Consider the following 9,981-nt stretch of genomic DNA (forward strand, 5'->3'; position numbering starts at 1 on the left):
CGAATCTTGGACGGTCCTCCGAAGTCCTAACACACCGAAAGTACTCATACGTGCCGCGGAACGGGTCGAGGTGAGACGCGCGGTGTCGGTGGCAGGTCCGACGCCCAGTCCCCAACGCATGACGACACCAGAGACATCCACGCACGACCGGACCGACCGCGACGCCACCGTGGCAGGTGGCGAGAGAACGACCCAGTACACGCTGGAAGCCGACGTGACCCTCGTGGTTACCGGCGGTGGTGAGGAGGTCGAACCGTTCCGCGTGACGGTCGACGCCGACTCCGTCGAGGACGCCGTCGAGGCGTTCCAGCAGGCCGCTCACGAGCGACTGGTCGAGGACGGCCCCTTCCATACCGTCCACTGCCCGCCGTTCCCCGGCTACGGCGACTACCGCTTCGGCCCCGAGGAGTGAGCGGGCGAACGCGGCGTCAGTCCGCGCTCGTCGGTCCCGAGACACCGCCCTGACCCGGTTCGCGGATGGACCGGCGCACGTCGGGGATGAGGTCGAACCGTTCGTCGGCGTCACCGAGCACCAGCAGTGCGTGGTAGCGCACGTACGTCTGGACGGGGACCTGTACCAGCGCGCCGACGAGCAGGACGAACAGCACGAACGGGACGCCGAGGACGACCGCCAGCGCGACGGTCCCTGCGGTCACGCCACCGACGAAGAAGCCCGCACCGAGGACGAGGGCGAGCACCGCGCCGACGAGGGCGACGGGGATGGCGACGACGATGCCCGCGACGAGACCCAGCGCGAACAGCACGACGGTGACGACGAGCGCGTAGACGGCGAACTGTCGCCACTGGCTCCGAACCGTCGGCCAGAGCCGACGCCACGCCGAGAGTACCCCCCGGTCCTCGAGCAGCATGATGGGGACGACGAACGCCGTCGTGAACCCGCCGACGGCGGCGACGGCGAGCGCGAACAGGACGAACAGCGGGGCGAGGACGACGAGAGCGACCAGCGGGACCACCGGGTCCAGTCCCACGACGAGCGGACCGACGGTCAGCCCGAAGACGAGGACGCCGACGAGGAACGCGAGGAACCCGAGTCCGAGACGGAAGCCGAACAGTCGGACGCCCTTCCGCCAGTACCGGCCGAAGAACTCACGGACGGCGACCCGGTCCTCGCGGAGCGACTGGACGAGGACGAACTCCATCACCGCCCCGACGACGGCGAACAGGAGCGCCAGCAGGAGCGTGGCGACGACGACACCGACGACGAGCGGTACCAGCGGTTCGACCGCCTGGACGAAGGCGTCGAACTCGGCCTGTGAGAACTCGCCGGTCGTCCCGGTGTCCGTCCCTCCGCCCGCGCCGGTGAACTGGACCCCCGACGAGGGCGTCCCGGTCGAACTCGCCACGAAGAACGCGACGAACGCGAGACCGAGCCACCGTCGCCAGTCGAACGGGAACAGGAACCGCCGGGTCGCCGCGTAGGCGTCGTCGAGGTCGTCGAGTGCGTAGAGTACCATACACGCGCGTAGCCAGCCCGTGCGGTTAGTTAGGAGGTGTCGATCGTTCTGCAAAGTCGGCAGGTCGAGGGAGACAGAGGATTGCGGGGCCGCCCGGCGAGTGCGGAAGGGAGCGGCCGGGAGTCGGCCTCGCGGAAACCCGACGCTACGGGAACGGTCCCGTCCGGGGGACCTCGCTACTCCCCGAGCGGCCGAACCGCGACGCCGTCGGGGAGGCGCGCGAGGGCGCTGTCGGGCCACTGCCAGTGGGCGACGGTCAGCGACACCTCGGGGTTGGCCTCGGCGAGCGCGGCCACTCCGTCGGCGGCCGTCTCGTACGCCTCGCGCGAGCGTCGTTCGGGCAACTCGGCGGTCAGCGGGTACGAATCCGAGAGGTGGCGTGGGTACGGCCCGAACGGGGCGGCGAGTCGCCACGTCTCGTCGAAGTCGTCGTTCTTCTCGCCCTCCGAGCACAGGAGGTCCGTCCCCTCGGGAACCGAGAGACGGGCGAGGCGCTGGTGGTGCCGCAACACTTCGGGGCGGCGCGAACTCTCGGCGGAGACGTGGAAGAACGCGTCTTTGCCGACCGGGTCCGTCCGTTCGAGTTGGTCGGCGTGGTCGAGCAGTGCGCGGTAGCCGTCCAGCATCGCCGGGTGACCCCGGGCACGCACGTCGACGAGTTCGAGCAGGTTCCCCGTCCGGACGGCCTGCTTGACGCGGCGCATCTCCTCGAACGTGACGTGGAGGTTGTGCCGGGCGAGCAGGCGCTCTCGGCTCGCGTCGTCACACGCCTGGACCTCCGCGGGCGTGTGGTCGGCACAGACCGGACAGGAACACGGGAAGTACTCCAGGTCGGCGAGGTGTTCGGTCCCGCGGACGGTGAGGTAGCGGTCGTCGCGGGCGTAGAGCGCGTACGCCGCGGAGTCGAACAGGTCACAGCCCATCGCCACCGCGAGCGCGAACATCATCGGGTGGCCCGCGCCGAACAGGTGGACCGGCGCGTCCGTGGTCAGTCCCCGTTTCGCCGCGGCGACGACGTTCACCATGTCCGCGTAGCGGTAGCTGTTGAGCATCGGCACCACCGCACCGACGGGGAACACGTCGAGGTCGGTGCCTGCGGCGTGGCGGCCCGCCTGCTCGCGCAGGTCGGTGTACGTCGACCCCTGGACGGGCGCGTTGACGAGCATGTCGCCCACGTCGACCGTCTCGGCGAGTTCGAGTCGCTCCTGTGTGGTGGCGAGTTCCGCTTCGGCTCGTTCGCGCGAGACGTCCGGCGGCGTCGGGATGTCGACGGGCGTGCCGATGTCGCTGCCCACGTCGTGCTGGAACCGGAGGATCTCCTCGGTGTCCGTGTCGATGTCGCCGTACTCCGCGAGCTGGAACGACCCCGAGTCGGTCATGATGGCTCCCGAGAAGTCGTAGAGGTCGTGGAGGCCACGTTCCAGGGCCTCCTCGCGGAGGTCCTCGCTCTGTGAGAGGATGTAGCCGTTCGTGATGAGGATCTGTGCGCCGAACTCCGTCTCCAGTTCGTTCGGCGTGACGGTCTCGATGTGGGGGTTGACGACCGGCAACAGCGCGGGCGTCTCGACGGTGACGCCCGCACGGGGGACGCGCAACTCGCCGACGCGTCCCGCGCCGTCGAACGTCCGCGCCTCGAAGTGGTCTCGCATACTCACGAGTTCCCGAGCGCGTCACTAAGGGTTGCGTTACGGCGACGAGCGCCGGGCGCGATCGGTCACCGTGTCGACGTACCGAGCGGTTGCGACGTCGTCACGGCGCGTCGCCCACGACCACCGTCGCGTCCGCACAGAACCGCTCGAACTCGCGTTCGCCCCACGCGTAGGCGTCGGGGTCGTCCGTGTCGACGAACGCCGCCAGCGCGCCCGTCTCGGGGTCGTACCCCCCCAGCGCGACGCGTTCGTCGAACAGTGCGAGACCACAGGGCAGGTCCTCGGCGACCCGGAGCGTGAGGTTCCCGCTGCTGGCGGCGTCGGCACTGCGGTCTGGCGAACTCTCGACGATGGTCTCGACGACCGACTCGGGGTAACAGACGTCCGTCACCATCCCGTCGACGATGCGTTCGTAGAGCGTCTCGACGTTCCCCGGCGCGATGGTCGCCACGTCGAACCCGCGGAGACGGTCGGTCGACTCCACGAGCGACATGAACCGTCTGACCGGCCGGTACGGGTCGCCGGGCACGCGCGTCGTCACCTCGGCGTCGGCGAAGTGCTCGACGGCCACCCCGTAGTCCGTCGTCGCGAGAAACGGTCCCAGTCGTGTGGCCGCGCGTTCGACGCGCTCGAAGCGGTCGAGCGCGGCCGCGACGACCTCCCCCTGCGCCGTCAGACGAAACCGACCGTCGACGCGTTCGACCAGTCCGTAGTCGGCGAGCGTCCCCGTCGCCCGGAGCACGGTCGGTTTCGAGACGTCCAGCCGTGCTTCGAGGTCACGACGGTCGAGCGCCTCGGCACGAAGGGCGGCGAGCACGGGCCCCCGTCTGACGAGCGTGACGAGTCGGTCGGCGCCGTTCATGAGAGTCGATAGCATCATACTCACTTAACTGTACGTCACCCGAGCGGACCGGTACGGGCGACGAGACGCGGTACAGCGACCGTACGCGGTTCACTCGGAGAGTATAGTAGGCCGCTCTCGTTTGGTGTGTCATGGCAACACAAGAACGTTCCACCGCCGTCGAATCGTCGGAGACCGGACTCGAACCGAACGTCCTCGCCGCGCTCTCCTACGTGCTCGGACTCGTCACCGGACTCATCGTCTACCTGCTCGAATCCGACGACGAGTTCGTCCGGTTCCACGCCGCCCAGAGCATGGCCGTCTCGGTACTGCTCGTGGGACTGAGCATCGTCCTGACCGTGTTCCAGACGGCGCTGTTCAGCGTCGGGTTCGTCGACCCGGCGGGGTTCGTCCTCTGGAGTCTCCTCTCGCTCGTGTTCACCCTCGTCGGCCTCGTGCTCTGGCTGGGGTCGTTCGTCGCGTGGGTCTACCTCATCGTCCGGGCGTACCAGGGGTCGACCCCGCGAATCCCCATCGCCGCGGGGGTCGCCGACCGACTCGTCTGAGCGACCAGCGACCATCCCGGCACGTCCCGTCAGGTCGGCAGGTTGGTCGGTACGCCGAGGAACAGGACCGCCGTCGTAGCGACGGCGAGCAGCGCACCGAGGGCCAGTACCGGTGGGGCTGGCGTCTCCTCGGTGGTTCGGCGGTCGACCGTCGTCCGGACCCGGTCGGCCGCCGCGGTCCGACCGAGTGCGGCGACGGCGACGACGACGAGGAGGAACGGGCCGACCTGGTCGACGACGTACCGGAGGTAGCCGAGGTTCGTCACGCTGAGGACGACGAACGCGACGGCGTGGACGGCCACTCCCGTCCGAAGGACGGTGCTCTCCGGTGCGAGTCCCCGCCGATACGCGACGGCAGCGACGACGAGCAACGCGGCGGTGATGAGCGTCCCCGACGCCAACACGACACCGGGGACCTGTTCCCAGGTGACGACCAGCGATCCGTCCGGGAGGATGCGGTTCGAGACCGTCCCCCGGAGGTGGCCCGTCGCGGCGTCGCTCAGTGCGAGGTGAGCGAGCAGCGGGAGCGACCCGACCGCTCCCGCCGCGACGGTCCAGCTTAGCGGCCGAACCGCTCGGGCGAGGAGGAACGCGACGCCGACGACCAGCGCGGCGAGTGCGGCGAGACCGAGTTGGACCGTCGCCAGCAAGCCGAGGAGGCCGCCGGTAACGACCGCCGGTCGTGGTCGGTTCTCGGTCGACGCGACGTGGGCGGTCAGGAGTGCGAGGAACACCAGCGGCTGGCCGTAGTCGAGTTGCCACGAACCCACGTAGTAGCCGGGCATCGCGTAGCCGACCGCACGCATCGGGACGAACGCCACGACGACGGCGAGCGCCGCGACACGCCCCGTCACTCGGCGGGCGAACAGCCAGAGCGCCAGCGGCGTACAGACGAAACAGGCGACGGCCGCCAGCGTCGACGCGATGCGCTCGGCACCCGTCGCCGTCGGCTCTACGAGCGCGTAGACCACCGCGAGCGGGAGGTAGCGAAACGGCGGGTCCCGCGTCGCAAAGAGGTCGCCGGTCGCCGCGAGTCGCTCGGCGTTGGCGACGAACGCACCGGGGTCGACGTTCGGGTCGTACACCGAGATGGGCGTCCCCCCGAGTTCGACCGCGAGCGCCAGTCCCGGGACGAGCAGCGCGAGCAGCGCGACCACCTCCCAGCGGTCGACCGGACGTTCGAGAAGCATGCTACAGGTAAACTCATAGAAGCCGATAGTTCTTGCGGCGCGGACGGCGACCGTCCGACGCCACTCACCGACCGCCGACGAGTTCGTACTGTGCGACGGCCAGCACGGTCCGGCCGTCCCGAACCTCGCCGGCCGCCACCGCCGCCCGCAGGTCGGCGTAAGTGACCGTCGTCGGGCGGATGGACTCGTCGAAGTCGAGGTCCTGGTCGCCGTCGGGCGTGCAGTCGTGGGCGACGAAGACGTTGAACTCCGAGTCGGCGATGCCGTTGGCCGGTTCGACGGTGACGAGCGGTTCGACGCGGTCGGCCGCGTAGCCCGTCTCCTCCGTGAGTTCCCGGCGAGCGGCCGTCGAGCGGTCGACGTCGTCGTCCTCGACGGAGCCGACCGGAACCCCGAAGTTGACCCGCCCGACGGCGTGTCGCCACTCCTCGATGCAGACCACGTCCCCGTCAGGGGTGAACGGGAGGACGACGACGGCGGGGGGTTCGCTGAGGTAGTCGAAGTCCGTCTCCGTGCCGTCGGGCAGGGTCACCTCGTCGTGGCGTATCTCGAAACCGGGACAGTCGTAGCCGACCCACGAGTCGCGCGTCTCCCACGCGAGGTCCGCGGCCGACTCGTCGGTCGGTGGCACGTCGCTCATGGGTGGGACGACGGCCGGTCGCGGCAAAAAGTACGCTATCGCGGGCGTCCGTCGTCGCCCACCTCGAAGTACCGGTCGTGGTGGGCGGCACAACCGGGGTTGAACGCGACCCCGCACTCGGGACACTCGTGGTCGCAGTCGAGGTAGCGCTCGACGGTCAGCGTCTCACGACACGACCCACAGAGCACGGCCGGGTCGTCGAACCGGTCGGCGGGCCAGCGCTCCGCGTCGTGGTCGGTACGGTCGTCGTGACAGGTGTGACACGGGAAGTACGCGTCACAGCAGGCAAAGCGCATGGCGACGACGTCGCGGGGCGAGTCGTAGTGGAGACAGCGCGTCTCGTCGTCGACCCCGACACCGCGGACGGGGACGGGAAAGCGCGGGCCGGTCATCGAAGCAGGCGGTCGACCTGCCGACGTGTCGACGCGATGTCCCCGGAGTTGTCGACGGTGACGTGTTCGCGTTCGATAGGCTCGAACAGGTCGCGGAACATGCGGTGGACCCGGACGTCGGCATCGCTCGCGTCGTCGGTCCGGTCGCGGATACGGCGCTCGACGACGGCCTGGTCGCAGGTGACGTGGACGAGCGTGAACGAGACGTCGAGGTCGGACGCGATGGCCTGGGCACGGGTCCGGTCGCCCGCCTCGCTGAACGTCGCGTCGAGGACGACTGGTTCGCCGTCCGCGACCCGGCGACGCGTGCGAGCGAACAGTTCGTCGTACACTGCCGCCGACTCCTCGTCGGTGTACTCCGGGTCCGGGAACAGTTCCTTGCGGATGACGTCGGTGCGGAGGCGTATCGCGTCGAGTCGTCCGGTGGCGTGTTCGGCGACGGTGGTCTTGCCAGCGCCGGGGAGTCCACAGACGACCACGACGCGCGCCGCGTCGGCGCGCGCCGTCGGTGTCATCGTCTCCTCAGCCATCGATACCCCCACACGGCCCACGAACGGCCACCCCGATGCTCGCGTATCCCCGCATTGGTCGGTCGAACGTATCCTACGGTGGGTCCCGCTTCAACCTTCGCAAACGGACCGTCGACCGCGTGAGACAGTCACTCGGTGACGGCGGAGAACGGCGGTAGAGCGCCTCAGAGTGTGATACGCGAGAGGTCGGCTTCGACCTCCTCGACGTGGTCGTTGAACGCCTCGACGAAGCCGGTGAACCCCTCGACGTGGTCGCGGACGGCCTCCGCCGACGGTGGTTCGTACTGCGAGACGAGGTAGACGCCACCCGACCCCCCGACCCGGAGGTAGGCGGTGCTCGACGCCTCGCGTTTCAACTCCCAGCGACTGCCGTCGACACGGGCGGCGAACGTCCCGTAGTCCCCACCCTCGTAACGGTGGAGTTGGTCGGCGATGGCGTCACACGTCTCACGGATTCGCCCGACGATCCGGTCGCGTTCGGCGACGGCGTCGGCGGTAGAGACGACGTCGGGGAACGCCTCGGGCACGTCGTCGAGCACGCCCACCTTCGAGCGAACGTGGTCGTTGAACGCCCGGACGAACGCGCCGTAGTCCTCCATCGCGTCCGCGAGGGCCGCCGCGTCCGGCGGCTGTTTCGTCGAGACGACGTACGTCTCCCGGCCCGACCGCGTCTCGAAGCGGAGGTACTCCAGGTCGCCGGCCTCGTACTTGACGGTCCACTCGCCGGCGCTCGTCTTGAACGACGCCTGCCCGTAGTCGCCGCCCTGTAACAGCGCGAGTTCGCGGGCGATGATGCCGGCGTGGTCGGTCACGGCGGCGACGAGTTCGTTCCGTCGCGTGGCCGCCGCCTCGGCGTCGGCCACCTCGTAGTCGGCGGGGTCGGTCATGGCCACTCTCGGAGGGTTACGGGCATAACCGTGTGGGACCCCCGGGGCGAAAGTGAACGTGGTGGTGCCCGCGTCGGCCGTCGGTTTCGATACCGACAGTGGGCAAGCCCAGTCACTTTCAGAGACACGGATGAACCACTCGGCAATGTCGGATGGTAAACTGGGGTTGACGGGAGCGGTGTCGATGGCGCTCGGCGGGATGATAGGCGGCGGCATCTACGCCGTCCTCGGCGTCGTCGTCAACGTCTCGGGAACCCTCGCGTGGGCCTCGTTCCTGCTCGCCGGGATCGTAGCGATGTGTGCCGGCTACTCGTACATCAAGCTCAACCAGTTGAGCGAACCCGAGGGAGCGTCCCCGACCTACCTGGAGTGGTTCGCCGACAGCTCCACGCTCGCGGGGATGGCCGGGTGGACGCTGCTGCTGGGCTACATCGGGTCGATGGCGATGTACGGCTACGCCTTCGGGAGCTACGCCGTCGACATGCTCGGCGTCGAAGCCGTCGTCGGGATACCGATCAGACCGCTCCTCTCGGCGGCCATCGTCCTCTCGTTCGTCGGCCTCAACGTCGTCGGCGTCGAGGAGTCGAACTGGGTCGAGATCGTCCTCGTCGTCGTCAAAATCGTCGTCCTGCTCGGGTTCGTCGCGCTCGGACTCTACTACGGACTGGGCAACGGAGCACTGACGACGGGAGCCAGCAGCTTCGCCGGCGCGTCGACCGCCTCGGCGATCATCATGGCGGCCGCGGTGTCGTTCGTCGCGTTCCAGGGCTGGCAGCTCCTGCTCTACTCGCAGGCCACTATCGAGGACCACAGCGACACCAACCCGAAAGCCATCTTCATCTCCATCCCCTCCGCCGTCGCCATCTACATCGGCGTCGCCGTCGTCACGACCAGCCTCGTCGGTCTGGACCTCATCGCCCGACATCCCGAGGTGGCGCTGGCGACGGCCGCCGACCAGTTCGGCGGGTCGCTGGGTCACTTCATCATCTCCGCCTCGGCGCTGTTCTCGACGGCCAGCGCCATCAACGCGACGCTGTTCACCAGCGCGCAGTTCTCCGACCGCCTCATCGCCAACGGGATGCTCCCGGACGTCCTCGACGCGGAGACGCCGAACGACCCCGAAGAGGCCGGAGGTCTGCCGACCCGCATCATCCTCGTCTTCGGTGCGCTGACGACGGCGTTCACCGTCGTCGGGTCGCTCCAGGGTATCACCTCCTTCGCCTCCCTGACGTTCATCGTCGTCTTCGGCGGGATGAGCTACCTCGCGCTCACCCAGCGCGACCACCCGGACGTCTCGGCGATTCCACCGGCCATCGGTCTCCTCGGGACGGCGACGTTCCTCCCGCTGATGCTCTGGCACCTGTTCAGCAGTCAGCGGAGCGTGTTCTACACCGTCGTCGGCATCGCCGTCGTCGCCGTCGCCGTCGAACTGGCGTACTTCCAGTGGAACGAGTTCGGCCAGCCACCGGCGACGACGGCCGACGACTGACGCCCGCCCGTTCCGACCGAGCAGAGAGCGCACGTCCGCCGGTGACCGTCCGGCGAGGAACGGCAGCGCCGGAACGACCACGACTGCGATTCGCCCCCGCGTCTCGGCCGACTCGCTCCGCTCGTCGGCGTCGAAACGTGGGGTGAGAATGGGCCGGCGCAGATTCGAACCGGGCGAGACGGGCAGTTCACTCCGTTCGCGTGCTGCGACTCGCGTGTTCGAACTGCGCTTCGTTACGATTCGCCACACTTCGGACGCTCGTCGCTGCGCTCCTCGCGTCGTGAAATGCGGGACGAATAGTGGGCCGGCGCAGCGCGGATGT

The 9,981-nt window shown here is 69.0% G+C and carries 11 protein-coding genes; 3 read left to right on the forward strand and 8 right to left on the reverse strand.

Annotated features, from left to right (window positions below; all coding sequences use genetic code 11):
• The first annotated feature begins 118 nt into the window (after nt 1-118).
• The gene (locus GQS65_RS21205) at nt 119-412 is read left to right on the forward strand and encodes a hypothetical protein (protein ID WP_158206615.1); all 294 of its coding nucleotides are present in this window, start codon (nt 119-121) and stop codon (nt 410-412) included.
• Nucleotides 413-428: 16 nt separating this feature from the next.
• On the opposite strand, the gene GQS65_RS21210 is transcribed toward GQS65_RS21205, so the two are convergent.
• From GQS65_RS21210 to GQS65_RS21220, 3 genes are all read right to left on the reverse strand, one after another.
• Nucleotides 429-1,475, reverse strand: coding sequence for a DUF7544 domain-containing protein (locus tag GQS65_RS21210; RefSeq protein ID WP_158206616.1), 1,047 nt, complete (start codon nt 1,473-1,475; stop codon nt 429-431).
• Between the two features lie 176 nt (nt 1,476-1,651).
• On the reverse strand, nt 1,652-3,124 hold the full coding sequence (tgtA, locus tag GQS65_RS21215; RefSeq protein ID WP_158206617.1) for a tRNA guanosine(15) transglycosylase TgtA: 1,473 nt from the start codon (nt 3,122-3,124) through the stop codon (nt 1,652-1,654).
• 100 nt (nt 3,125-3,224) lie between these two features.
• Nucleotides 3,225-3,986 (reverse strand): helix-turn-helix transcriptional regulator, encoded by a 762-nt coding sequence (locus GQS65_RS21220; RefSeq protein WP_158206618.1) that lies wholly within the window; start codon nt 3,984-3,986, stop codon nt 3,225-3,227.
• A gap of 131 nt (nt 3,987-4,117) precedes the next feature.
• Between GQS65_RS21220 and GQS65_RS21225 the strand changes: the two genes are divergently transcribed.
• A complete protein-coding gene (locus tag GQS65_RS21225) occupies nt 4,118-4,531 on the forward strand; it encodes a DUF4870 domain-containing protein (protein WP_158206619.1) in 414 nt (137 codons plus the stop codon).
• Nucleotides 4,532-4,560: 29 nt separating this feature from the next.
• On the opposite strand, the gene GQS65_RS21230 is transcribed toward GQS65_RS21225, so the two are convergent.
• The 5 genes from GQS65_RS21230 to GQS65_RS21250 all read right to left on the reverse strand — a co-directional run bounded on the left by GQS65_RS21230 (nt 4,561) and on the right by GQS65_RS21250 (nt 8,170).
• Nucleotides 4,561-5,721, reverse strand: coding sequence for a hypothetical protein (locus GQS65_RS21230; RefSeq protein ID WP_158206620.1), 1,161 nt, complete (start codon nt 5,719-5,721; stop codon nt 4,561-4,563).
• A 64-nt stretch (nt 5,722-5,785) separates the two neighbouring features.
• On the reverse strand, nt 5,786-6,361 hold the full coding sequence (locus GQS65_RS21235; RefSeq protein WP_158206621.1) for an NUDIX hydrolase: 576 nt from the start codon (nt 6,359-6,361) through the stop codon (nt 5,786-5,788).
• Nucleotides 6,362-6,396: 35 nt separating this feature from the next.
• Entirely contained in the window at nt 6,397-6,753 is a 357-nt protein-coding gene (locus tag GQS65_RS21240) for a CHY zinc finger protein (protein ID WP_158206622.1), read from the reverse strand.
• Entirely contained in the window at nt 6,750-7,283 is a 534-nt protein-coding gene (locus GQS65_RS21245; RefSeq protein ID WP_199268525.1) for an AAA family ATPase, read from the reverse strand. Before GQS65_RS21245 ends, GQS65_RS21240 begins: the two co-directional genes overlap by 4 nt.
• A 164-nt stretch (nt 7,284-7,447) precedes the next feature.
• Entirely contained in the window at nt 7,448-8,170 is a 723-nt protein-coding gene (locus GQS65_RS21250) for a hypothetical protein (protein ID WP_158206623.1), read from the reverse strand.
• Between the two features lie 145 nt (nt 8,171-8,315).
• On the opposite strand from GQS65_RS21250, the gene GQS65_RS21255 reads away from it, so the two are divergent.
• The gene (locus tag GQS65_RS21255) at nt 8,316-9,659 is read left to right on the forward strand and encodes an APC family permease (protein WP_158206624.1); all 1,344 of its coding nucleotides are present in this window, start codon (nt 8,316-8,318) and stop codon (nt 9,657-9,659) included.
• Nucleotides 9,660-9,981 lie beyond the last annotated feature (322 nt).

The organism is Halomarina oriensis, from assembly GCF_009791395.1.
Classification (GTDB): Archaea; Halobacteriota; Halobacteria; order Halobacteriales; family Haloarculaceae; genus Halomarina; species Halomarina oriensis.